22 protein-coding genes and 1 pseudogene are annotated in these 23,250 nt (G+C 38.2%); 12 read left to right on the top strand and 11 right to left on the bottom strand.

Going from position 1 to position 23,250, the window contains the following annotated elements:
* Positions 1 to 339 precede the first annotated feature (339 nt).
* The 5 genes from ABIB30_RS12995 to ABIB30_RS12975 all read left to right on the top strand — a co-directional run bounded on the left by ABIB30_RS12995 (position 340) and on the right by ABIB30_RS12975 (position 3,055).
* Positions 340 to 840 carry a hypothetical protein gene (locus tag ABIB30_RS12995; RefSeq protein ID WP_354302650.1) on the top strand — a complete coding sequence of 167 codons (501 nt, stop codon included), beginning with the start codon at positions 340 to 342 and terminating at the stop codon, positions 838 to 840.
* The gene (locus tag ABIB30_RS12990; protein WP_354302648.1) at positions 833 to 1,414 is read left to right on the top strand and encodes a hypothetical protein; all 582 of its coding nucleotides are present in this window, start codon (positions 833 to 835) and stop codon (positions 1,412 to 1,414) included. Before ABIB30_RS12995 ends, ABIB30_RS12990 begins: the two co-directional genes overlap by 8 nt.
* Positions 1,415 to 1,583: 169 nt before the next feature.
* Positions 1,584 to 1,805, top strand: coding sequence for a hypothetical protein (locus ABIB30_RS12985; protein WP_354302646.1), 222 nt, complete (start codon positions 1,584 to 1,586; stop codon positions 1,803 to 1,805).
* Positions 1,806 to 2,145: 340 nt separating this feature from the next.
* Positions 2,146 to 2,325 (top strand): hypothetical protein, encoded by a 180-nt coding sequence (locus tag ABIB30_RS12980; protein WP_354302644.1) that lies wholly within the window; start codon positions 2,146 to 2,148, stop codon positions 2,323 to 2,325.
* 16 nt (positions 2,326 to 2,341) lie between these two features.
* Positions 2,342 to 3,055, top strand: a complete 714-nt coding sequence (locus ABIB30_RS12975; protein WP_354302642.1) for a hypothetical protein — start codon at positions 2,342 to 2,344, stop codon at positions 3,053 to 3,055.
* Between the two features lie 337 nt (positions 3,056 to 3,392).
* On the opposite strand, the gene ABIB30_RS12970 is transcribed toward ABIB30_RS12975, so the two are convergent.
* From ABIB30_RS12970 to ABIB30_RS12935, 8 genes are all read right to left on the bottom strand, one after another.
* Positions 3,393 to 4,169, bottom strand: a complete 777-nt coding sequence (locus tag ABIB30_RS12970) for a DUF3050 domain-containing protein (RefSeq protein WP_354302640.1) — start codon at positions 4,167 to 4,169, stop codon at positions 3,393 to 3,395.
* A gap of 122 nt (positions 4,170 to 4,291) precedes the next feature.
* On the bottom strand, positions 4,292 to 5,260 hold the full coding sequence (locus ABIB30_RS12965) for an NAD(P)H-quinone oxidoreductase (RefSeq protein ID WP_354302638.1): 969 nt from the start codon (positions 5,258 to 5,260) through the stop codon (positions 4,292 to 4,294).
* Complete coding sequence (locus ABIB30_RS12960) at positions 5,248 to 6,009, bottom strand: AcvB/VirJ family lysyl-phosphatidylglycerol hydrolase (protein ID WP_354302637.1); 762 nt, start codon at positions 6,007 to 6,009, stop codon at positions 5,248 to 5,250. Before ABIB30_RS12960 ends, ABIB30_RS12965 begins: the two co-directional genes overlap by 13 nt.
* 121 nt (positions 6,010 to 6,130) lie before the next feature.
* Positions 6,131 to 7,333 carry a DUF763 domain-containing protein gene (locus ABIB30_RS12955; RefSeq protein ID WP_354302634.1) on the bottom strand — a complete coding sequence of 401 codons (1,203 nt, stop codon included), beginning with the start codon at positions 7,331 to 7,333 and terminating at the stop codon, positions 6,131 to 6,133.
* An 8-nt stretch (positions 7,334 to 7,341) separates the two neighbouring features.
* The gene (locus ABIB30_RS12950) at positions 7,342 to 7,956 is read right to left on the bottom strand and encodes an HAD family hydrolase (RefSeq protein ID WP_354302632.1); all 615 of its coding nucleotides are present in this window, start codon (positions 7,954 to 7,956) and stop codon (positions 7,342 to 7,344) included.
* Positions 7,957 to 7,987: 31 nt separating this feature from the next.
* Entirely contained in the window at positions 7,988 to 9,007 is a 1,020-nt protein-coding gene (locus ABIB30_RS12945) for a cytochrome d ubiquinol oxidase subunit II (RefSeq protein ID WP_354302630.1), read from the bottom strand.
* A gap of 3 nt (positions 9,008 to 9,010) precedes the next feature.
* Complete coding sequence (locus ABIB30_RS12940; protein WP_354302628.1) at positions 9,011 to 10,339, bottom strand: cytochrome ubiquinol oxidase subunit I; 1,329 nt, start codon at positions 10,337 to 10,339, stop codon at positions 9,011 to 9,013.
* Between the two features lie 80 nt (positions 10,340 to 10,419).
* Positions 10,420 to 11,688, bottom strand: a complete 1,269-nt coding sequence (locus ABIB30_RS12935) for an NAD(P)/FAD-dependent oxidoreductase (RefSeq protein WP_354302626.1) — start codon at positions 11,686 to 11,688, stop codon at positions 10,420 to 10,422.
* Between the two features lie 247 nt (positions 11,689 to 11,935).
* Between ABIB30_RS12935 and ABIB30_RS12930 the strand changes: the two genes are divergently transcribed.
* The 3 genes from ABIB30_RS12930 (at position 11,936) to ABIB30_RS12920 (ending at position 15,392) form a co-directional block, all read left to right on the top strand.
* Positions 11,936 to 12,445, top strand: coding sequence for a hypothetical protein (locus ABIB30_RS12930; RefSeq protein WP_354302624.1), 510 nt, complete (start codon positions 11,936 to 11,938; stop codon positions 12,443 to 12,445).
* An 83-nt stretch (positions 12,446 to 12,528) separates the two neighbouring features.
* Entirely contained in the window at positions 12,529 to 14,316 is a 1,788-nt protein-coding gene (locus tag ABIB30_RS12925; RefSeq protein WP_354302622.1) for an HSP90 family protein, read from the top strand.
* Positions 14,317 to 14,321: 5 nt separating this feature from the next.
* Positions 14,322 to 15,392 carry a hypothetical protein gene (locus tag ABIB30_RS12920; protein ID WP_354302620.1) on the top strand — a complete coding sequence of 357 codons (1,071 nt, stop codon included), beginning with the start codon at positions 14,322 to 14,324 and terminating at the stop codon, positions 15,390 to 15,392.
* A 10-nt stretch (positions 15,393 to 15,402) separates the two neighbouring features.
* On the opposite strand, the gene ABIB30_RS12915 is transcribed toward ABIB30_RS12920, so the two are convergent.
* Positions 15,403 to 18,087: an alpha-L-rhamnosidase-related protein gene (locus tag ABIB30_RS12915; RefSeq protein ID WP_354302618.1), complete on the bottom strand. Its 2,685-nt coding sequence runs from the start codon at positions 18,085 to 18,087 to the stop codon at positions 15,403 to 15,405.
* Positions 18,088 to 18,482: 395 nt separating this feature from the next.
* On the opposite strand from ABIB30_RS12915, the gene ABIB30_RS12910 reads away from it, so the two are divergent.
* The 3 genes from ABIB30_RS12910 (at position 18,483) to ABIB30_RS12900 (ending at position 22,199) form a co-directional block, all read left to right on the top strand.
* Positions 18,483 to 18,668, top strand: coding sequence for a hypothetical protein (locus tag ABIB30_RS12910; protein ID WP_354302616.1), 186 nt, complete (start codon positions 18,483 to 18,485; stop codon positions 18,666 to 18,668).
* Between the two features lie 74 nt (positions 18,669 to 18,742).
* A complete protein-coding gene (locus tag ABIB30_RS12905; RefSeq protein ID WP_354302614.1) occupies positions 18,743 to 19,543 on the top strand; it encodes a GLPGLI family protein in 801 nt (266 codons plus the stop codon).
* A complete protein-coding gene (locus ABIB30_RS12900) occupies positions 19,533 to 22,199 on the top strand; it encodes a carboxypeptidase-like regulatory domain-containing protein (RefSeq protein ID WP_354302612.1) in 2,667 nt (888 codons plus the stop codon). The genes ABIB30_RS12905 and ABIB30_RS12900 overlap by 11 nt, the downstream gene beginning before the upstream one ends.
* A 9-nt stretch (positions 22,200 to 22,208) precedes the next feature.
* Here ABIB30_RS12900 and ABIB30_RS12895 read toward each other — a convergent pair whose 3' ends face one another.
* Positions 22,209 to 22,550 (bottom strand): hypothetical protein, encoded by a 342-nt coding sequence (locus ABIB30_RS12895; RefSeq protein WP_354302610.1) that lies wholly within the window; start codon positions 22,548 to 22,550, stop codon positions 22,209 to 22,211.
* 39 nt (positions 22,551 to 22,589) lie between these two features.
* Here ABIB30_RS12895 and ABIB30_RS12890 point away from each other — a divergent pair.
* Positions 22,590 to 22,908, top strand: a pseudogene (locus ABIB30_RS12890) (ORF6N domain-containing protein).
* 50 nt (positions 22,909 to 22,958) lie between these two features.
* Here ABIB30_RS12890 and ABIB30_RS12885 read toward each other — a convergent pair.
* Positions 22,959 to 23,153 carry a hypothetical protein gene (locus ABIB30_RS12885; RefSeq protein WP_354302608.1) on the bottom strand — a complete coding sequence of 65 codons (195 nt, stop codon included), beginning with the start codon at positions 23,151 to 23,153 and terminating at the stop codon, positions 22,959 to 22,961.
* Between the last annotated feature and the right edge of the window lie 97 nt (positions 23,154 to 23,250).

Genomic DNA, 23,250 nt, shown 5'->3' with positions numbered 1-23,250 from the left:
CGTTTTCGATAATAGTATTATATCTATGTGCAGATAAAATCAACCAAATTCTAATTACTTCAACCGTGTTTTTTATACTACTTAGTCTCAATATCTCCATAGTCAATGCGCAGAAAAAATTTGATTACAATTACAAATTCTTGAATCAAGAAGTCAGAAAAACAAATAACGATGCATCCAAAATGCTTTTCTAAATGATTATTCGTAAAGTTGAGAAAATGCACTTATCTCTGCAAAGAAAGATTTAAAACGTACTAGATGAAAGCATACGTACTGCCGCTAATTTTATCCTAAATACTGTTAACTTATTGCGCTTATCAATATGGCACTAATTAAAATATGTTTTTTTTCAATATAAACCCTGATGGCTTATTTTTTCTTGAAAATTTCATAAAGAAAATCAAGAAAAGTTTATTTGTTTTTGTACCAATAATTTTTGGTCTACTAGGAATTGTCGTATTTGTAAATTCTTTATCTACTCCGCCAGGGGAGAAAGGTTATTTAGTTGGTGCATTTGTAGGTGTAGTCCTTATTGTGAAAATATTTATTATTAGTGGGATACAGCTTTTATCCATAGTAAAATATACCGTTACAGAAATTAAGTTAACAAACAACAAAGTGATCTTTGTTTGTTCTAAAGGATTACAGGGACAAGAGTATAATTTTGAGACTACTATAGACAAGATTATTATTAATGAAGAATTAAACCCTAAGAAGGCGTTTAAGGATGATAAAATTCTTACTTTTAAATTCGATGGTAACAAAAGACTATATTTTGTTCCGTCATTTTGGGACAATCAAGAAGAAATAATACAATTACTAAAACCTAAAAATGAATAACAAGATAAAAATCATCATTGCCTTACTATTATTTGTCAACTTTAACTTATCGGCTCAGACAGATAGTCTGGTGAATGGCAAGTATATTAATAAGACAATTGGATGGAGTATGGATGTTCCGGCAGGCTGGCATATAGAAACTTCAAAGGATAAAGCAGAATTGTTTAAACGTTTAGAAAAAACTGCCAATCACAAACTTAATGGCTCAGCAGCCACTCAATTGATGAGCTTTAGCAAAGGTGACAACACAGGGCCAATGTTCAGAAGCATGATTGAAGACAGTGTTTCATTAGCCAGTAAAAGCGTGAAGAACCTTGATGATTTCACCAGGAATATTTTAACAGTATTAAAGAAAACCTATCCATCTACTAAAATGGATACAAAGGTTCAAACTTTAACAGTTGGTTCACAGGATTTCAGATCAATAATTTATACAAGAGATGGATATACAGGCGTAAATCAAACCATACTTGCCTACAGAAAAGGTTATCTCTTTACGATGACATGGTACTTTGATAAAGTTGAAGATAAAACAGCAATCGAAAACGCAGTTCTTAGCTCAACTTTTCAATAAATAGGAATAGCCTGCGGAGCTTTATCGACGCAGGCTATTCTAAATATTAACAATCTATAATATCCTTACTTCAATAAGAAAAAATCTGGCAAATATCTATTCAGTCTAAATTTGACAAAATACAACTACTACATTTCAAGATAAAGGCATCTAATGCAATACTATAAAAATGAGAATCGTATTATTCATTATGTTATATTTCTCTCTCACAGGCATGTCATATAGTCAAAACACAACTGCTCAGAAAGCTGAAGCTCAGAAATTAATTAATGAAGCAGGTGATTTACTTTATAAGCCTGGTAAGATGCCAGAAAGAAATAATTACGTTAAACAGAGTATTTCTTTCGGTCAAAAAATGACCGATAAAAAAGCAGAGGCTCAAGTTGATTAATTAGGCTGGCAACTTGATATATGATGTTGGAGATGGAAGTCTGATTCAAAAAAATAACAATCTTAAGAAAAGCATTCTCTTAACAAAGAAAGCCATTCGATTGGATAGCACCAAGTTTGTTGCTTATCAGGTTTTGATGGGGTCTTATCAAATGTTATATGAGCCACAGGGAATAATCAATACCTGCTCGGAATGGCTTAAAAATCATCCTCAAGATGACGAAACCCGATTAAAAAGAGGTGTATTGTGACACCGGACTAAAAATCAAGAACTTGCAAATAAAGATTTTAAAATCATTAAAGATAAACTTGATAAAGATCATATAAGTATCAGTAATAAAATGCCTAAACAAGAAATGACGCAAGTGATCACGAATGCACATACCTATCTGATTATAGGGGAACGTAAGAAATCTTTAGATATAATGGAGAGCCTTTGTAAAACATTTCCAAATGATAAAAAACTTGCAGAAACCTACAAAAAGATTCAAACTCTTGATGTAGAAAAAGAATCAATTTAGTTCTATTTATTTCCTTATGTCGCTTGATCTAATTAAAAAAAATCTATTTACTCCAATCTTGACCCTAATACTATTTAATAGCTATATATCCGTTGCTAATGCACAAAAAAAAATCGATTACAATTATAAAACATCGAATCAAGAAGTCATAAAGATAAATAATAGTGCTTCAAATACACTTTACGAAACAATTAGTGGTAAAGTCAGAGAATCTGTACTTATATCAGCGAAAAAGGATTTAAGACATGCTATTCTGCTCGATCCGGATTATAAAAGATCGTATCTGAATCTACTCGACTGTATAAAATCCATGAACGAAAAACCTTATTCAGTTAAAACAGGCTTCCTAAAGGAGCAAATTGATATTTGTAATTTATGGTTAGCCAGGCATCAGGATGATCAGGATATGAGAATTAAAAGAGGTATCCTACATGAAAAAAATAAGGAAATAGTTTTATCTAATCAAGATTATGAAATTGTAAAAAACTATCTGGGTAAATTAAATATCAAATGTATTTCTGGCATGTCTGAGCAGGCAATACAAGATAATTCCGGTTACTCACTACTATTTTTTATTGTTCGGGAAAGAGAAAGAGGGTTAAAATTAATTAGTGATTTCAAAAGAATTTATCCTGATAATGCTCATGTAAATTCTATATACAAAATCATTGCAGATAATAATAGAGAAGAATATATATTCGAGTCAACAACAAGAACGATCAGTCATTAATCTTTGCTTTGCCTATATCAAATAAATGAAAAAAAGAATCATAACACTAAGCGCAATACTCTTTATTAGTTTATTGTTTTTTTATGCAATTGCTGCATTAAATAAAAATTCCACAGCATTACTTCCAGTTATATCTACTAAAATTACCATTATAAGTACTTATCCCGCCGCATTCTTTAATAAGATAACCAATATTAAATTAAACGGAATATATCTATCATTCAACTTTATTCTGGTTTCAATTATATTGGCATTTGTGATTAACGCAATTGCCAATATAAAGCATAAAAAGAATAGCATAAAATAACCTTACAGGTTTTTTTATGCTTTATCTCGCTTATTTAGTCCCCGTTATCTCTTTATAAACACCGTTCCACAAATTGATCCGCTGCTGCAATGAAGCTACAGTAACCTCTTCTGCGGCTTTCCACGCTGCTTCATCATCTCCGCAAAGCTCAGCGGTCATTTCCAGTGCTAAATGACTATGGTGATCTCCATCCACCTCAATATGTCTGTCCAGATAATATTTGATCAGGGATAACTGATCAGGGAATTTCTTATTTAAATCGCCTACTATAGATATAAACATATGTGGGATCAGATCTTCCCTGCCAAAAGTAAAAGCAGCTGATTGCAAATGAGATTTTCCACCGTTAATCACCTTAAAAGTAAAGTCAACAAAAGAACGTGCTTCTTCCGGCACTCCTGCTGCTTCATAAGCAGTGGTCAGTGATCCTGTTTCTTTTAAATTCTCTACAAATTTATAGATAGCTGTAACATCAGCACCACATTGTGACATCGCCTCCAAATACATCTCATAATGACTTTTACGGATACCTGCTCCATCAACGTCTGATTCTTCACCAGCAACAATTTCATTGATCAGATATCTTGTATTTGCATTTCCCACAGGAAACCACGGCGTAGTTGTACAGGTTAAACCGATTTGTAACGATTTAAGCAATGACATGAAGTCCCACACCGCATAAACATGGTATTGCATAAAAACTTTAAGATCATCCAGATTATTGATTACTGAATAAACTTTATGATTAATAATTTCTTGTCTTAGCGGCTCAATAACCTGCTGTATTCTTGCGATATGGTGATTCATTACTGTATTATATGATGATCCAGTCACAAATGTAATTAGTAATTGATCTGTTTTTACAGCTACCAATTGTTTTTTTTCCGATCATACAGAATAAATTACTTTTCAAAGAGGATTGCCCTCAATTACGCTATTTTTAATACGATTTTGCCAATATGTGTACTGCTCTCCATTAATTGCTGTGCATCCCCGGCCTCTGCCAGTGGAAATACTTTATAGATAATTGGTTTTATTTTTCCTGTTGCAATCAGCGGCCATATAGTTTGCTCAATTTCTGCTGCAAGCATCGCTTTATAGTCAGCTGTTCTGGGCTTAAGCATGCTTCCGGTAAGCATTATCCGCTTACTCATCATCTGCAAAATATCGATCTCAGATTTAGCCCCATTCATTGCATTAATGAAAATAATCCGTCCGTCCGGATTCAGTATATCCATATTTTTCAAAGTATTGTCCCCTCCCGTCATATCCAGGATCACATCAATCCCTACAGGTTTAAGCAGGGCTACAAAGTCTTCTGTTTTATAATTTACCGCTATAGTTGCACCGAGGTCTTCACAAAACTGACACTTTTCTACTGTACCAGCGGTTGCATAAGCTTTTCCACCCATAGCCACAATCATTTGTATAGCGGTTACCCCTATCCCACTGGTTCCGCCATGAATCAGAAAGTTTTCACCAGCTTTAAAAGCAGCATCTTTAAATACATTAGACCAGATTGTAAAAATGGTTTCAGGCAAAGTTGCAGCCTCTTCAAAAGATAAACCATCAGGCACAGGAAGACATAATCTTTCATCTACAGCTCTGTATTGAGCATATCCTCCGCCAGCAATCAATGCACAAACACGATCACCAGTTTTCCAGCGCTTTACCTCTGGACCGATAGCTTCCACCACACCCGATATTTCCAGTCCGGGAATTTCCCTGACCGTATCTGTTCCATAAGGATTACTCTTTCTTGACATAATATCACTCCGGTTTAACCCCGCTGCATATACTTTAATCAAAACCTCGTTTCCCTGGGGTACAGGATTAGCTACTTGTTCTAACTTAAGAACTTCAGGCCCACCTTTTTCTGTAATTACTATAGCATCCATAATCCGTGTTCTCTAAAAAATTGATTTCTTCTTAATCCGCGTAATGCTTTAAAAATTTCCTGATGAGAGGAAACATCATAATGATGATCACCCGGTAAGATCTTTAACGTAAAATTCTTTTTCTGTAATTTCTCCATTGGCTTTGGATCTTCCTTCTTTCCATAGAAACAAAAAATCGGGACGTTTACAGCTTCAATTTCAGGCTGAACCTTATATTGCCTGTCATCGCCGGCTAAATTCAGCAGATCGGACGTATGCACCTTAAAATCAGATGTGAAATAAGGAGACATCAGCTCCAATGCGACAACTTTGTTTTTCATTGCCTCAGGTAAACGGTTATAGATGAAAGGGACAACATCTGCCCCAAAAGAATAACCTGCCAGATAAATTACCCTGGTATTGTAGAGCGTAGAATATTTGTAAATTAATAAGGCAACATCATCTGCCGTTTGCTGCGGCGTTTTACCGTCCCAGAAATAGCTTCTGGAATTAAAACCAATGGTATGAAATCCTTTTTGTGCAAAGCCTGTAGCCAACTGATCTTCAAAGTCCAGCCAGCCCCCGTCTCCGGAGAAAAGAAGAAGTAACCTTTTGGATGATGGAATAGCACTTGGGTAATTAATTACCGGGAGATTAAAATCGTCAGTCTCAACCCCATGGTGATTGGTTGCCCTGGTTTTTACCAGGATTCCACATCCGGAAAAAAGAAAAATGTAAAGAAGGCATAAACCTCGTTGCCAGTAACTCATTGTAGCTTCAAAAATAATATAGATTCAGTTTATACGACGTATTTATGACAACAAACGTCAATTATAGTTTAACGGTTTTTCAAAATTAAACCGGACTCGCTTAAATATAGAGAAATAATGCCTAAAACAGGTCTAATTGACCTCCTTTAGGCGGTTTTGCATCACCAAAAATCGTTTTTCCTCCATATTTCCAAGAGTTATTCCGTTCTCTTTCCAAAAGTTCCTCAAAATTATCATTTGGAATAAAATCTTTCTCTGCCTGCCGGGACAATTCGCCCAGTTTTTGAATCGCTTGCAGTTTATCAGATTCTCCGATCTTAGCCTTGTTAACTGCTTTTGTTAAAACACTGATGGTCTCGTCATAAACTTTCAGTGGTACTGGAAAAGGGTGCCCGTCTTTACCTCCATGCGCGAAAGAGAAACGCGCAGGATCTTTAAAGCGGGAAGGCGTGCCATAAATGACCTCACTCACTAATGCCATAGACTGTAAAGTTCTTGGTCCCATTCCTTCCAGTAACAGCAATTCTTCAAAATCGGCAGGCTGTCTTTCATGGGTCAGCCACAACATCGCGCCCAGCCGCTTCAGATCTACATCTTTGGCTTTTACCTCATGGTGGTTTGGCAAAACGAGATGCTGTATTTCAGCAATCATCCGCGAGGGATGTTCTGTAGTCATAGATAGCATGGATAAACGGGCGGGCTGAGCTGCCTGAGTAACCATATTCATAATTGTCCCCTGGTTAACCCCACAAATAGCAGTATGCGGATCATCAACAAAAGACTTCATTTCTGCCGAATGCCAGTGGTAACGACGGGCTGTAGAACTTCCATCCTGCATGCCTTGCTGAACAACTGACCATAAACCATCGGTATTGACAATAAAGCTGTGCATGTACAATTGAAAACCATCCTGTATAGCTGTATTATCTACTTTTGCGCTTAGTTTACTGCAACGTACCAGGTCTGTCCCATTGAGACCGTTACGGTCGCTGTAATGCAGAAGTTCCTGTGGAGTCTGGCGGGACGATTTACCTTTTCCTCCGCAGATATATAGGCCAAGTTCTTTGGAAAGCGGATTAATTGCACTTTTCAAAGCGCCCATTACCGAAGTTGTAATCCCCGAAGAATGCCAGTCCATTCCCATGACCGCGCCCAGGCTTTGAAACCAAAACGGGTCACTTAACCTGCGCAATACTTCGGCAGTGCCATATTCTGTAATAATAGCTTCCGTAATAGCCAGTCCAAGACGTGACATTCGCAGGGAAAGCCATTTCGGAATATGGCCATAGTGAAGCGGTAAATCTGCTGTCCCTGACCTTTTCATCTGTTTATTTACCCGAATTTAAACTGATCAATCCTTACCCAGTGCATTCCGGCAGCTTCCGCGGCATCAGTCCCTGGTTTTCCATCTTCAAATACCAGGCACTTTTTCGGGTCAACACCCAATAGTTCTGCTGCTTTGAGAAATGGATCTGCAAAAGGTTTACCTCTTGGTGTTTCTCCGGCGCAAACCATGGCTTCTACATAATCACTCACGCCAACTACATCCAGCGTATGCTGCACTGCTCTGCGATCTCCACCAGAAACGACAGCAATACGCACTTTACCTGCATTCGCTTTTAAATGTTCAACAACATAGGTGATCGGCAATGCTTTCTGAAGATACTCTTCGAAATAAAGCTTCGCTTTTCTGGCGGTGAATTCTGCCGGATCCATATCAGCCTGGTAACGCCTGTTTAATTCTTCTACGACATTGAAGATTGGCCAGCCTGCAAGTTCATCTATAATTGCAGGATCCATATCCACGTTATATTGTTTAGCTATGGCTACATAAGTCTCTGTATGTGCGGGCATATTGTCGGCTAATGTGCCATCACAATCGTATAAAAATGCCTCGTAATCTCCCGCTGTTAGCTTACTAAGCCTTGAAAAATTAGTCTCTTCCATAAAATAATGTTTAACGCCTCTTTAAACAGGCTTAATGTGCGTTAGTACTTCCCTTCTTTTGCTGAAAGCTATAAATAAGGTAAACCAATGCAGGTATAATAAAAATACTGCCAATCAGCAGTGCATAACCTAAAGTTTCTATTGTTTTGAACTGTCCCTGATGGGTTAGTAAGGAAAGATTGTCACCGCCTTTAAGCAGGATAATATCCGGAAAATGGCTATAAGTAGCAGCAAAAAGGATCATCGTCACCTGAAAACCAGCCAATAAACGTAACATAATCGGTTTATTCCTGTTTAGCAGGACAAAAGTAATAATGAGTGAAATGGTCGCCATAATCAACGCTATAATTCCAGGAACATCACTAAAAATCCAATTTAATAAAGGGATACCTTCTGAGTGTGCGGCTAAAAATACTAATCCTCCTGCTGCCATAACTACGAAGATGGTACGTCTTGCTTTACGGGTGAACAATTGTCTGTCCTGCTCGTCTTCTGCTTCACCGATGATAAATACATTAGCGAGATAAGCACAAATAGTGACCGTAAAGATGCCTACACTGACCGAAAACCAGCTTAACCAGCTAAAAACATAAGCCGAAAGGAAATCTTTGGCTTGCAGATCTATCTGTCCTGACACGGCACTTGCAGCGATAATTCCCAAAAAGAAAGGGGTGACTACGCTCGAAATAACAAATATCGGGGTATATACTTTTTGCATATCATCTTTTACAGCGTCGTAATTTCTGAAAACAAAAGCTGTACCCCGGGCAATAATCCCCATTAACATACAAACCAGCGGAATGTGCAGATAAATGGAAACTGTTGTATAGATTTTAGGAAAACCAACAAAAAGAATCACGATTACAATGATCAGCCACATGTGATTGGCTTCCCAAACCGGGCCAATGGCTTCATACATCTTTTTACGCATTCTCGGTCTGTTAGCTCTGGAAGTAAATAATTCTATAATTCCGGCACCAAAATCAGCTCCTCCCAATAAGATATATAACAGAATGGCAGTCCACAGGAAAATTATTACGACGTATACCATATGCTATTGTATTTTTTTATCAGTGGAAGAATCATAAAGTTTATCGACCATCGTGATCTGGCGGAATAGCAGCAGACTCACAATAACGGCGAGTGAAATGTAAACGGCTGTAAACAGATAAAATGAGTACGCAATTCCGGGCATTGGAGTAACCGCATCGGCAGTACGCATCACACCATAAATTATCCATGGCTGACGGCCTACTTCTGTGACTGTCCAACCTGCTTCGAGCGCAAGAAAGCCCATAGGTGTTGCAATAACAAAGAGTTTGAGCATCCATTTACTTTCAGCCCAGTTTTTCTTTTTGATCAGGGCAATAAAATAAATAACAGCTAAGCCTAACATGGCCATCCCCAGACCTACCATAATCTGGAAGGCATAATGTACCACTACAACTGGCGGCTGATCCTTTTTAGCGAACTGATCCAGTCCTTTGACTTCTGCATTAAAGTCCCCTGTAGCCATAAAACTCAGTGCTTTGGGTATTTTTAACGCATATTTTACAGTTTTAGTCGCTGTATCCGGAATCCCTCCAATGATTAATCCAGCCCCTTTTTCGGTATGAAAGTGAGCTTCCATTGCGGCAAGTTTTGCGGGTTGGCGCTTTGCAACATCCTTCGCTGAAATATCACCGCTAATGGGTTGAAGACATGCGGCTACAGTACCGAATATAGCTGCGATCTGAAATGCTTTACGGTGAAAGTTTACGTTTTTACCTTTTAAAATCATCAGGGCATGAACTCCTGCAACCGCAAAACCTGTGGATACAAAAGCAGCAACACACATATGGAGTGCTTGTGAAAACCAGGCTTCATTAAACATGGCTTTCATCGGATCGATATTCAGGTATTGCCCTTTAACAAAATCAAACCCCGCAGGACTATTCATCCAGGCATTGGCTGCAACAACAAGAATACCGGAAAGTAATCCGCTGATCCCTACGATGACTCCGGTGAACCAGTGAAACCAGGGATGAAAACGATTCCACCCATACAGGTAAAATCCGAGTGCAATAGCTTCGATAAAAAATGCTGTCCCTTCGAGTGAAAATGGCATCCCGAAGATCGGGCCTGCATGTTCCATAAATTTAGGCCAGAGCAGGCCGAGTTCAAAAGACAATACAGTTCCTGAAACTGCACCAGTAGCGAAGAAAATTGCTACTCCTTTACTCCATGCTTTAGTGACATCGAGGTATACTGCTTTCTTTCTTTTTAACCAAAGATAATGAGCGGTACACATGAAAAATGGCATCACCATTCCGATACAGGAGAAAACGATATGAAAGCCTAGTGAAAAGGCCATTTGGAGTCGTGCGGCTAAGAAATCATCCATGTAGCAAATGTAATAGTTATGGCTTATGAAGCCATAAATCAAGAGGCAAGAATTGCCTTATAATTGTAATATTAGCAGCTTTATAGCTTCTTACTTGCCGGTCTGACGATCATTCGTAAGGATTGGTCTTTTGTAAAGTAAGCAATCATCCAGTTATATAAAGTTTTGATCCTGTTCCCCGAGTTAATCAGAGAGATTAAATGGATAAACAACCACATCACCCACGCAATAAATCCACTGAAAAATAGCTTGGGTTTTGGCAGATCGGCTACGGCTTTATTTCTTCCGATAATCGCCATTGTACCTTTATCTACATAACTAAATGCTTTAGGAAATTGGTTTTCTTCAACCCGGATCATGTTTTTACCGACATTATCTCCTTGCTGAAGGGCAACTTGTGCTAATTGCGGATGTCCCTGTGGAAAGCCGGGATCGGTTAACTGGATACAGGTATCGCCTATGGCATAAATATCTTCCAGTCCTTTTACTTTGTTGAATTCATCAACTTGTAATCTTTTGCCTTTTCCATAAGCTTCTTCTGGCATACCTTTAAAAGTCATTGCGGTAACTCCGGCTGCCCAAATCAGATTCTTAGCTTCAATTGTACTTCCATCAGCGAAATGAACGGTATCGTCTACGAAATCTTTCACCATCACATTCAGCTTTACTTTGACCCCCATTTTTGTCAGTGTATCATAGGTGTATTGCTGAGATTTCTCACTCATGGGTGCAAGTACTGATTTTAGTCCGTCCACAAGATGAATTTCACCTCCTGCACCTTTAAGTTCAGGATAATCTTTAGCCAGGATCGTTCTTTTCATTTCGGCAAACATCCCGGAGATTTCAACTCCAGTGGGGCCACCACCTGCAACAACTACAGTCAGCAACTTTTTACGCTCCATAGGATCTGCTGAGCGGGAAGCTTCTTCTAAACGTTCTAATAAGGTATTCCGCATTTGCAGGGCATCAGCAACTGTCTTCATTGGGATAGCATGTTTTGCTACATTGTCCATTCCGAAATAGTTGGTTTCACAACCTGTGGCAAAAACGAGGTAATCGTAGTTCACCGGGCCTGTGGAAAGGATAACTTGCTTTTGTTCTGGCAAAACTTCTTCAAGTTCTCCCAGTCTGAACATAAAGTTCTTCTTTCCCCGGAAAAGCTTACGAAACGGGTAAGTGATGTTAGAGGTTTCCAGATAACCGGTAGCTACCTGGTAAAGCAACGGCGGAAAAAAGTTATAATTATTTTTATCTACGAGTGTTATATCAAATGATTCATTACCTGCTAGTTTTTTAGCAAGGTTCACTCCTGCAAATCCACCACCTATAATGACTACTTTCTTTGGCATATAATTGAGATTTAAAAGATCAGATCAATTCTAAACAATATGTTTACTAGCCTTAGAACAACAACAAACGTGCTATGTTTGAAGTTATTTAAATTTAGATGAATTTCATATACCTTCCCTTAACAGAATAAAATTTTGTGAGATGAACGTAAAATAAACAGGCAAGCAGATCGCTTGAAAGTTTCCTTTGAATAGAATTTTATTACTATTACTGACGTTAAAGGTTTAAGTTTACAAAAAATTCAAAATGAGCAGCAAAGATCAACCATCAGCAAATGTTTTAACATTCAAAAAAGGCCATTATGTATTTACTGACCATTTAGAAGAAGTACATCCTGAGGGAGCAAGTGTTCCTTTTTTGACTGCAAAGGCAATTCTGATCGCAGCGGAAGAGAATTATTTTAAAGGCGATATCGCCACTGTAAAAATCAGTGACCTGATCCTGAAACAATCAACCTTTATCGATGACAATGGAAAGGCTGTAGAAGCGCACAAGTTATATGTATGGCCACGTAATTTAGGGAGCACTAAGGAATGGACAGCAAACAAACTTGAATTCCTGAATGAATTCGTATTGAACTTCCCCATTGAAATCATCTCTTTAGAAGAATCGAATGGGGTAACCTGGAAATATATCACACCTGAGAATTTCAAAAAGATCCCTGAAGGTATTGAGGCTTCTTCCAGCTTTCAGGAGTATGTTGCGCATCAAAGTGAATACTTCTTTTTGCGCCGTCCTTTGAACGAGCCAAAATAACGGTTCAACTCTTTATTACCATCTTTCTCTGTCATTTTGAATTGCAGGCATGGCCCTGACTATGCACAGAATTATTTATGAACATGAATGAAAATCAACAATATTTATTTCAGGTAAACCTGAAGGGAATGATTTCCCTCTTGTCAGAACATTTATACAGTAACCCGGGTACTTTTGTAAGAGAGCTTTTGCAAAATGGTGTGGATGCAATAACAGCATTCAGAACGCTTCATGAAGACCATGAAGGTTATTTGCGCGTTTATTTGCCAAACAACCAAAACGCAGAAATGAGCTTCGAAGACAATGGAATCGGATTGAAAGAGGAAGAGATCCATAAGTTCCTGGCAGTGATCGGAGAAAGTTCTAAAAGGGAGTCATTTGAGGCTAAAGATTATATTGGGAAGTTTGGTATTGGCTTGCTTTCCTGTTTTGTAGTCAGCAATGAGATCATCGTAGAATCCCGGTCAGCTTTAAGTGAAAAAGCGGTAAGGTGGACGGGAAAATCTGACGGAACTTATCAGATTACTGAAATTGAAGAATCAAGACCAATTGGGACTAAAGTAATCCTGCTGCCTAAAGATGAGTTCAGACATTTATTTGAACCTGATACTTTCCGAAAGAATTTAGAATATTATGGCGAAGCGTTGCCAATGCCTATTTACCTGCATTACAATGAAAATGTAACCTGGGTGAATGAATCCGGCGCGCGCTGGCTCGATCGTGGAACTTCTAAAGAAGAGTTGCTTGCGATTGGAAAAAAGACATTCAACACTAGTTTTCTGGATGTGTTTCCCATTTCAGCAACTAATGGAGGTGTTAAAGGAGTAGCTTTTATATCATTGTATAAAACGCAATTTAGCGGAAAGCAAAGCCATAAGCTCTATTTAAAACGCATGTTTATGAGTGAGGATGATTGCCATCTCTTACCTAAATGGGCATTTTTTATTCGCTGTATCTTGAATGCAGATGGTTTAGACGCTACAGCTTCCAGAGAATCATTGGTATATAATGATACCCTTAAAGATGCTAAAAAAGAAATTTCAGATTCTATCAAATCCTATCTTAAAACTATAGATATGGTGGATCCTGATATTTATCAAAGATTGATAAGTACACATTACCTGCATCTTAAAGCCATTGCTGCTGAGGATCATGAGCTGCTTTTGGTATTTATGGATGATCTGCTTTTTGAAACCAACAAAGGGCCAAAGAGTTACAGGAGCATCAGACATTTAGAGCAGACTATCTATTATACGCCTAATGTTAATGATTTTAAACAGATTCACCGGATCGCGGGTTCGCAGGGTATTCTGGTCATTAATGCAGGTTATACATTTGAAGAAGAGCTATTAAAAAAGATCAGCCAGTTGCATCCTGAGCTGAAGATCAAACAAATCTCACCAGAAAGCCTGTTAAATACTTTTCATTCTGTCGACGTGCAGAATTCGGCAGAACTGGTAGATTTTGAAAACAGAGCAGCGGTAGTCCTGCAGCCCTTAAATTGTAGTTGTAGTCTTAAGCATTTTAATCCTATAGATACACCAGCAATTTACATCGGTGCCTACGAGGACATTGATGCTAAAAGTACTCAGGGTTCCTCCGCTTTTAATCCGCTGGAAGCAACGCTCGGTATGTTTACTAAAAAAACAAAAGTCATAGAGCCGTTGCTTTGTTTCAATGTAGACAATAAACTGGTTAAGAGCATTATTGGGATCAAAGATCCCTATTTGTTCCCTTCAATTATTCACATTTTATATGTTCAGGCATTGATGTTAGGGAAATACCCAGTGAGTGACAGAGAAATGAATTTATTCAATGAAGCACTTCATAACCTGGTGATTATGGGGATGGAGAATTTTATCAATCTATAATGACAATGAGTTATACTTTAGAAATACAAGAATTAACAGACAACGCGAATCAAGATAGCACAAACCCAAAAGATGCGCAAAAATTACTCATTGCCGCGATCCAGCTTGCGGATGTGCATGAAGACACTGTGCTTGGCTATGAATTGAGGTTAAATCTGCTGAATAAACAATGGGGCCTTGCAGACCGGCCTTATTTTGTGAGTGCTTTCAGCTGGATGCTCAATGCTTTTGATGCGGATCCTGAGCGTTATGCTGCGAGTACTTTATTATGGAGGTACAAATGGATTATTGGAGAGTTATTTTCCAATCCAGAAGTTCCTCTGGAGCAAATTAAAGTAGTCCTGGAAGATTATAAGCGCAGAATACAGGAGCAAGGTTATAATCTCAGGTCTTATTATACGAAACACCTTCATGAAGCGCTTAGTCAAAAAGACCGGGCAGCAAGCAAGAAATATCTGGATTTAATGAATGCTTTGCCGACTGACGGAATGAGTGATTGCAGTGCTTGTGAAATGGACAATGAGGTTTCATTTTTAATTAATGAAGGTGACTTTAAAGCGGCTTATACCAGGGCTCTTCCTTTAATTGAAAAGCGATATAGCTGTGCACATGTACCTTTCATCACACTTTGCAATTTATGTTATATGGCGATTAAAGATAACAGGATTGAGGAAGCTGCCGCACTGTTCCTGAAGGCAGAAGAAGAGTTACAAGGAAATGAGTCTGATTCTTCACTGGTCACTTCCATGGGGCTACTAATTGTCTATCTTTTCCATACTGATAAAGCTGCTGGATGGAATTACCTGGAGAACTATCTGCCTTGGGCTATGGAGTGCGAAGCAAACCTTAAGTTTTTCTTTTCGATGCATGTGGCTGAAGCATTAAAACTGGAAGATCAGGAAAAGACGGTCGTTATTAAGTTGCCGTATGCGCATTCACGCTATAAGCCTTCCAATACTTATCAGGTAAAAGAGTTAGCTGATTTCTATACGCAGCAGGCTTTTACCTATGGTAAAATGTTTGATAATCGCAATGGCAATTCAAGTTTTTCTGTACAACTAGAAAAGACCCTTTAAAGGGTTTTTTCTAGTTTATCCTCATCAATCTCAGGTAGTCGAGCATGGCCTGGTTAAGCTCGCCATTCATATTCTCGTTCCAGTCTTCCAATGATAGTTGAAATTCATGTGTTCCCTTAGTTAGTTTCACTGTGTTTACATTACTAAACCCCCAATCAGACCATTCTTCTTTTCCGCGTTGTGGAAATACAAAGGTTCCTGCAAACTGACCATCCACATTAAATGTTCTGATGGCGCATTTGTTCTCCGTATTGGTTGGGCCGTTCCCATTGGCATACCTGAAATCAATGGCATAAGTACCTGCTTCAGCTATATTAATTTTAAGCGTTAGTTTCTTATTTTTTGTTTTACTGATCTCGATAAAACCATTTGTGGTATATCCCTGATAAGTTAACATTGATTTGGCAGCTACGGTTTCCATCGCAATGGTCTGTAATTCTTTTGCGTCTGTAATTAAAACAGGTTCACTGGCAAATGAGGTAACCTTATTTTTATCCGCAGCGATGACCTGATATTCTCCGCTTTGTTTTGCGGTATAGTTCAATTCCTGAGTTTTAGCAATTTCTTTCCCGTTACGGATCACATGATAAGTTTCAGCTCCTTCTACCTTTTCCCAGCTGATCCGGTTATTCTCTTTTTTCAACGCAGGTGCAACGACTGAGAAGTAGTCTTCAGATTTTGCAACTTTATCTTGTTCCAATTTGTTATCAGCGAGTATAATATCAATTTGATGTTTTCCTTTTAGTGTGGCAGGGACCATAGCCTCCGGCAAAGACTTACCATCCATCGTGATGGATTTAATTTGATTTCCGAATCCGCTCAATTTAATATCCAATACCGCATTGCGGTATTTAAAATTATTCAGCGATCTTTCTCCTTTTAGGATTTCAGGAATAAAAGGTTTAAATACCAGGGCTTTTGCTTGCATATCCATACCAAATAATACTTTATAAACGAGACTGATATTTCCAGCCAGGCTCCACAACATATTACTGGAATTAATTTGTGTACCTGCAAAATCTCCAGAGGTAGAGACGAAATTCTCTTTATTGGTCAGAAACAATGCTGCAGGGCGATAAATTGCGCTCATACTCTGCATAAGAGCTTCTGCATTTCCAGTTTTTGCTGCAGCAAGTGACCAGTAAGCTTGTACAAAAGGCCATATTGCATTGTTATGATAGGGTGGAATATTCGGAATCTGCGGATAGATACAAGGAATACCAAATTTAGTAACTGGTGTGTTTGCAATAATTGATTTCTGCTGCTCTGCAGCAGCAATATCAAATAATACAGTCAGTGCTTCTCCTAGTGCTTCGGAACGGGGAGACAGAAGTTTAAATTGCCTGCCGTATAAGTATTGTCCATAATATCCTTTTTCTGGCATCCACAGGTATTTGTTAATCCCTTCTTTTATTTGATTGGCAATACCCGTATATTTTTCAGCTGCATTTTTATCTTTCAGCAGCATCGCCATTTCGGCAAGTACTTTATTGGTTTGATAGTGAACTGCGTTAGTGCCCAGATTTTCTGAGGCATAAATATCGGCAGACTGCATCCATTTTGGATAGGTCTGGTCTCGCCAGTCTAAAAAGGAGGATTCACCTCTGACCATGCCTGTTTGTGGGTCATATACATTTTTCAGATCATCTTCAACAGAGTTTTGAATAATTGAATAAGCTTTGGTAAGCCATACCTGATCACCTGTGGTTTTATAGACTTCCCAGGCTGCAACTGCCCAGATCATCCGGTCAGAAGAGACTGGCCATGAACCTCCTGTTCCTGTATCCTGAATGATACGGTTGTTTTTAACTTTCCTCAATAAACTATTCCGGGCAACTTTGGGTTGCAGTGCAGCCATAGAAAGGATAATACTATAACTGATATCTCTTGTCCATACACCTGCCCATTCTTTTCCGGTTCTGAAAGTACTGTCCGGTTCTATTGCATTTTCCATTTCTTCCAAACCGAGGTTGTACAACGCGTCCATAATTGGAACAGCAGATTTATATTGAGGAAAAGCAGAAATGTCTTTGGAAAGTTTCCAGGAAGAGGCCGTAGTTTTTTTCTCCTGTGCATTATTCATTTCCAGCGTAATTGTATAAATGCCATCACCATCGGCATCCTTTAATTCCAGCTCTTTATGATTGTTCAGGTTATCGAAATCCCAGATAAGCGGGCTGATACTGCCGGCTACAAAAACGCCTTTGAAGTCTGCTTTGTAAATTTTTGTTCCATCATAAGTAGTATAAAAACCTTTGGAGGCAAAAGCAGCCAGCACTTCACGCATATCAAGCTTGATTGTGAATTTAGTATCTGGCCTGAGAAATATACCTTTTGATAGTGGTTCTTTAAGTTGTTGTCCAAAACGAATTACTGGTGTTTCAAATTTTCCATTAACGGCAATAATACTGATCTGGTGATTTTTTCCAGAAACCATTTCATTGTCTTTACCATTGATACTGAACTTGAAGGACAGATTTGGACTGATGTCCAGGTTAACCGGACTTTGATAATTAGAATGTAAGGCTGTTGGAGAAAGTGCAATCGCCTGGAATGCTCCTTGTGTAACTCTATCTTTTGATAAGGTATAAGTGTCAGATTGATATAGGTTGTTCATAGGCTTTTGCGCCATAGCGGCAGTGAAAGAGAGCATTAACAACGTAGGAACAGTGATTTTATAATGACGTAAATTCATTTTTGATCTCGTTTACTGCACAAAAATATAATTTAAAACATTACAGGCGATTTAAATATTAAAAGGTGCTTAATTTCGAATATAAAATTCAATTATATACTATTTTATATATACTTCACCTAAATTCCAATCCATTTCACGTAAAAAAATTGCTTTCAACTTTATTTGAAATTAAATTAGGTTTACAAAATATAACGCTTCTAACTCAATTTTAATTATCCCCGGGAATACAGAAACCAGATTCACCGTCGGGAATTGCTGAAAACAAAACAATTATTATCAACCTAAATATTGTGTGTAAAATATTCAGTTCGCTACTGGAGGCTCGCTTTTGCCTGGGATTGGCCGATCCATAAAAGCAAAATACTCATTTCATCAACTTAAAAACCAAAATTATGAAAAAGATCGTATTAGGAGCTTGTCTTCTTTTAGGCGTAACATTCGCTGCCAACGCTACCAACCGTACCAGCACTATTATTGTAACATCTTGCGGAACTGCTTATGAAGCATCTTGCAATGGATGCAGTGCACTTGATCTTGTAAATGCAGCTTTAATATTAGATGCTATTGATTGTGGTTAACAACTACTATTAATCAAAGGGGGCATATCATGTGTCCCCTCTGATTATATTTATTTAATCTCAAAACTCGTTATATGATAAAATCATACCTCATTTTCACCTGCTTTATAGTATCCTCTTTCTGTTTAAATGCACAGACTATAGATAAAACCACAATTGAATGCCAGTATAAGTTAACATGGGTACCTGATACCTTACGTCCTAATCAAACTAAAGAAGATTTCATGATCCTTAAAATAGGCCGCAAGCTTTCCGATTTCTATAGTTACAATTCTTTCAGGGTCGATTCTTCGATACAGGCAGATGCAAAAAGTGGCATGTCTACTGCACAAATTTTAGCTCAGCGTGCTAAATATGGCAAAAAGGGAATGGAATATCATATTTACAAAAACTATCCGGAGGGAAAAATAACAGTGACTGAGAAGCTGGTATCTGATACTTATAGATATGAAGAAACTTTAAAGCTTCAGAAATGGGCAGTAGAAAAAGAAAAAAAGAAGATACTGGGATATAATGCACAAAAAGCAACTTGCAGTTTTGGTGGAAGGAAATATATTGCATGGTTTACAACTGAAATACCAGTAAGTACAGGACCATGGAAATTCAGTGGTCTTCCTGGTCTTATCCTGCATGTTGAAGACAGCAATAAAAACTACGTATTTGAAATTGCCGGCCTCAGAAAAACTAAAAAGGAGGAACCTATAGTTATGGAGGAAAAAGGATATATCGGTTTGACTAAGGCTGAGTTTTTTAAACTGGATAAAAAGATGAAAAAAGATCCTGTTGCATTTATCAACAGCAATACATCGATGACTATCAAAGCCAGTGCAAGTAATCAAAAAAAAGACAGACCTTATAATCCAATTGAACGTTAATTCTCTCTTCTTTGCTATCCGCGTGAGTGCGATAAAGTACTTCTTGATCACTTTACTGGCTACCTTTGGTCTGTTCACAAAAGTAGCTGCACAGGCTACTGTGAACGGGTACATTAAGCAGGAAAATACGGGAACAGCTATTGAAGGAGCCATTATTACGGTAACATCTAAGGACGATACCAATTTACTGGGCTACACCACTACGAATGAAAAGGGATATTATTCTATCCAGTTTACCCCTGATGCGGGTGAATTCGTTTTAAAAGTATCCATGTTAGGTTATGAAATGCGTTCCCTGCTACTGGTCAAGAAAAATACACAGCAAATTAATTTGTCTCTCAAAGAAGAGATCAGCAATTTAAAAGAAGTCTTCATAAAGCCGCCCCGGATTTCTCAGCGTAAGGATACAATCAGTTATCATGTTTCTTCTTTTGCCAGTGATCAGGACCGCACGATAGCCGATGTACTCAAAAAAATGCCTGGCATAGATGTGCAGACGGATGGAACTATATTATATAATGGAAAAGCGATTAACAAGTTCTACATAGAGGGGCTTGATCTGCTCGACAATAAATACAGTCTGGCTGCAAACAACATTTCTTTTAAAGATGTCAACAGTGTTGAGGTACTGGAAGGTCATCAGCCAATAAAGGCTTTAAAGTCTACTGTTTTTTCCGATAAAGCAGCATTGAATCTCAAACTGAAAAATTCTGCTAAAGCAAAATGGCTGGGTACAGTGGAGATTGGAACCGGAATCCCTGTTCCGCTTTGGAAAGCTAGTTTGATGGCGATGAAAATATCAGCATCAAGCCAGAGTTTAAATCTTTTGAAAAGTAATAATACTGGACAGAATATCAGCACCGAATTGAAGGCCCACACTTTGGAGGATCTGATTAACGGGCAGGATAACAATATAGAACGGGGCAATCTGGTTCAGCTTTCCCAGGATGTTCCTCCGGTCAATGAAGATCGTATCCTTTTTAACCGCAGTTATCTTGCTGCTGTGAATACGCTCAGAACATTAAAAAATGATTATCAGCTGAGAACTAACATTAGTTATATCAATGATCAATTAAAAAGTAATAGTCAGTCTGAGTCAGCTTACTATTTAGCTGGCAATGAACCTATTCTTATTCAAGAAAACAATCATAATATTATTCAAAGAAACCGTGCAGAGGGCACAGCTGAATTAAACAAAAATACGGAGAAGATTTATTTAAAAGACAAATTCAGAGCACAACTATTTTGGGAGAACAGTACTATTGGTAATACCGGAACAAGTCCTAATGAGCAATATGGAAAGACCCCTTATCATCTGCTGGAAAATGATTTGAACTGGTTAAAAGTGCTCGGTAAAAACATCCTTAAATTCAACTCGTTTAACCAGTATAGCTATTTACCACAAGAGCTTGTTGTTTCTGCAGCTGATCAAGCTCTGCCTTTTACTCAACTAGCGAATTTACGTACATTTTTCAGCCACACTAATCTCTCTTATGGTCAGAATTTCAGTGGTCTGGCAATTGATTACCAAGCTGGTGTTAAATTGAATATACAAGACCTGAATACTGACATCCTGCAATTGCCGGCATCATATCCGGTAAAAGATTCATTAAAGAACGATTTGCAATGGCAGTTATTAAATTATTATTTAAAACCCACTGTTCGTTACAACACTGAAAAAATCAACCTGACGCTGGCTCTTCCGCTCAACTTTTATGATTCAAAAATCACCAACAGGCTAACAGCTATTATGCTGCATGAAAACTATCTCTATTTCAATCCGGAGTTTACACTTTTCTACAAGTTCAATCCATTCTGGACTGCTAATTTCAGGACAAATTTATCAAGTGTCCCCGGAAATATTGACCGCTTAAATCAAGGCTATATTTTCAGGAGTTATCGCTATCTGGAACTAGGTAACAGTAGCCTGTCCATAGAAAGGAGGCAATCTTATTCAGCAGGATTAAGTTATCGGAACCCTGTAAAATCTCTATTCGCAAGTCTATCCGGAATTTATTCGCCTACGCTCTTTAACCAGCTAAGTCAACGTAATTTTTCAGGTTTTATAAGTGTGGGGGAAGTTATTCTTAGGAATAACCAAAAGTCAATGTGGCGCCTGATCAGCCGGGTAAGTAAAGGAATTGATGACTGGCAAGCGACTGCCGCCATTTCCGTTAACTATACTTCCACAAGCGGAGAATTAATCCAGCAGGATAAACTATTAGAAAACAAAACCACTACCCTTCAGCTCACACCAAGTTTCAACACCGATATCCTCAGCTGGTGTAGTTTATTATATAAAGGAGATTTTTCAAGAAATAGTCTGTCAGTATCTGGTACAGCAAATACCTTATCACTCCACAGGATAAATCAACATATAGAGATGGGTTTGATTCTTAGCAAAAAACTGAATCTGAAAGCTGGAGTTGATCATCTGTATAACCAGGTATCAGCAAATAAATCTGTCTCCCTGGTTTTTGCAGATCTGGGCTTCCGTTATATACCTGGCAAAAATATAGAGATCAATTTAGATTGTACGAACCTGTTTAATAAAAAGACTTATGCCTACACCTTATATGATGGCGCTGGGTATACTTCCAACATTGCTATGATCAGACCTGCGAACGTTATGGCAGGAATTTATTTCAGGTGGTAAACAAAGTTCTTATTCTTCGTCTTCCAGGATATTTCTATCCTCCCAGCTCAGATATGCTCTATACCATTCCGCGCATTGTTTAAACACTTCAGTCAAATCACCCTCTTCCAAAGTAAAATGCACTGCGAAAATATGATTTTCGACAACCCCATAAAGGTTCAGGTATTCAAACTCATAAGTTTTAGTCTCCGCCTTAAAATTAAGTCCTTCAACTTCATCTGTCGCAATAACTTCCATGATCGTATGTGAGCCCGTATGCTGTATCACAGTGCGGCCCCCCATTTCGTCCTCAAGATGTTCACTTGGCTCTAAGAAAACTATTTCGGGAAGTGTAAAGTCTATTAAATTCATGCCGCGAATCTAAGAATTTTACGTTACAAAAATAAGGTAATGCTGGATGAGGATCTGGCAAAGTTATACGGCGTTGAAACCTGCCGTTTAAATGAGCAGGTGAAACGTAATATAGAACCGTTCCCCGAAGACTATGTTTGTTCTGAATGAGCAGGAGTTTGCAGACTTGATGTCTCAAAATGCGACATCAAGTTGGCGTGGACGAAGAAAACAACCTTACGCTTTTACTGAACATGGGGTATTGATGCTTTCCAGTGTGCTCAACAGTAAACAGGCCACCAAGGTTAATATCCAGATCATGCGTGTTTATACTCGTATCCGGGAAATGCTGCTGGCACATAAAGATGTATTTACATGATCAAAAAATTGAATGCAAAAATCAAAGTATTGATAGAATCCAGCCCTGCTTTAACCCCAAAGTTCTCCCTTAACCCTTGTCTTTAATTCTATTTTAATTTTTTCTCGTAAAGATTTATCCCTAATGCTCGTCTCCAACTTTATTCTATTTTTTCTTCTCAAGGTTTCTTTCTTTCTTTCTTTCTTTCTTTCTTTCTTTCTTTCTTTCTTTCTTTCTTTCTTTCTTTCTTTCTTTCCTCTTCCCAACCACTTCTCCCGCTTTGAAATAGAAAAAAAACACCTATACTAATGTGAAGGGCATTCGTTCCGAGCCTTTTCGGCGACGGCAATGTCGCCCGAACAT

The organism is Pedobacter sp. UYP1, from assembly GCF_040547305.1.
Lineage (GTDB): Bacteria > Bacteroidota > Bacteroidia > Sphingobacteriales > Sphingobacteriaceae > Pedobacter.
Note: the sequence above shows the minus strand (reverse complement) of the source record. Positions and strands in the feature narration are given on the sequence as shown.

Excerpts from the sequence above, each read along its gene's own strand:
- ABIB30_RS12995 (WP_354302650.1), top strand. The coding sequence starts at position 340 with ATGTTTTTTTTCAATATAAACCCTGATGGCTTATTTTTTCTTGAAAAT.
- ABIB30_RS12990 (WP_354302648.1), top strand. The coding sequence starts at position 833 with ATGAATAACAAGATAAAAATCATCATTGCCTTACTATTATTTGTCAAC.
- ABIB30_RS12985 (WP_354302646.1), top strand. The coding sequence starts at position 1,584 with ATGAGAATCGTATTATTCATTATGTTATATTTCTCTCTCACAGGCATG.
- ABIB30_RS12980 (WP_354302644.1), top strand. The coding sequence starts at position 2,146 with ATGCCTAAACAAGAAATGACGCAAGTGATCACGAATGCACATACCTAT.
- ABIB30_RS12975 (WP_354302642.1), top strand. The coding sequence starts at position 2,342 with ATGTCGCTTGATCTAATTAAAAAAAATCTATTTACTCCAATCTTGACC.
- ABIB30_RS12970 (WP_354302640.1), bottom strand. The coding sequence starts at position 4,169 with ATGAATCACCATATCGCAAGAATACAGCAGGTTATTGAGCCGCTAAGA.
- ABIB30_RS12965 (WP_354302638.1), bottom strand. The coding sequence starts at position 5,260 with ATGGATGCTATAGTAATTACAGAAAAAGGTGGGCCTGAAGTTCTTAAG.
- ABIB30_RS12960 (WP_354302637.1), bottom strand. The coding sequence starts at position 6,009 with ATGAGTTACTGGCAACGAGGTTTATGCCTTCTTTACATTTTTCTTTTT.
- ABIB30_RS12955 (WP_354302634.1), bottom strand. The coding sequence starts at position 7,333 with ATGAAAAGGTCAGGGACAGCAGATTTACCGCTTCACTATGGCCATATT.
- ABIB30_RS12950 (WP_354302632.1), bottom strand. The coding sequence starts at position 7,956 with ATGGAAGAGACTAATTTTTCAAGGCTTAGTAAGCTAACAGCGGGAGAT.
- ABIB30_RS12945 (WP_354302630.1), bottom strand. The coding sequence starts at position 9,007 with ATGGTATACGTCGTAATAATTTTCCTGTGGACTGCCATTCTGTTATAT.
- ABIB30_RS12940 (WP_354302628.1), bottom strand. The coding sequence starts at position 10,339 with ATGGATGATTTCTTAGCCGCACGACTCCAAATGGCCTTTTCACTAGGC.
- ABIB30_RS12935 (WP_354302626.1), bottom strand. The coding sequence starts at position 11,688 with ATGCCAAAGAAAGTAGTCATTATAGGTGGTGGATTTGCAGGAGTGAAC.
- ABIB30_RS12930 (WP_354302624.1), top strand. The coding sequence starts at position 11,936 with ATGAGCAGCAAAGATCAACCATCAGCAAATGTTTTAACATTCAAAAAA.
- ABIB30_RS12925 (WP_354302622.1), top strand. The coding sequence starts at position 12,529 with ATGAATGAAAATCAACAATATTTATTTCAGGTAAACCTGAAGGGAATG.
- ABIB30_RS12920 (WP_354302620.1), top strand. The coding sequence starts at position 14,322 with ATGAGTTATACTTTAGAAATACAAGAATTAACAGACAACGCGAATCAA.
- ABIB30_RS12915 (WP_354302618.1), bottom strand. The coding sequence starts at position 18,087 with ATGAATTTACGTCATTATAAAATCACTGTTCCTACGTTGTTAATGCTC.
- ABIB30_RS12910 (WP_354302616.1), top strand. The coding sequence starts at position 18,483 with ATGAAAAAGATCGTATTAGGAGCTTGTCTTCTTTTAGGCGTAACATTC.
- ABIB30_RS12905 (WP_354302614.1), top strand. The coding sequence starts at position 18,743 with ATGATAAAATCATACCTCATTTTCACCTGCTTTATAGTATCCTCTTTC.
- ABIB30_RS12895 (WP_354302610.1), bottom strand. The coding sequence starts at position 22,550 with ATGAATTTAATAGACTTTACACTTCCCGAAATAGTTTTCTTAGAGCCA.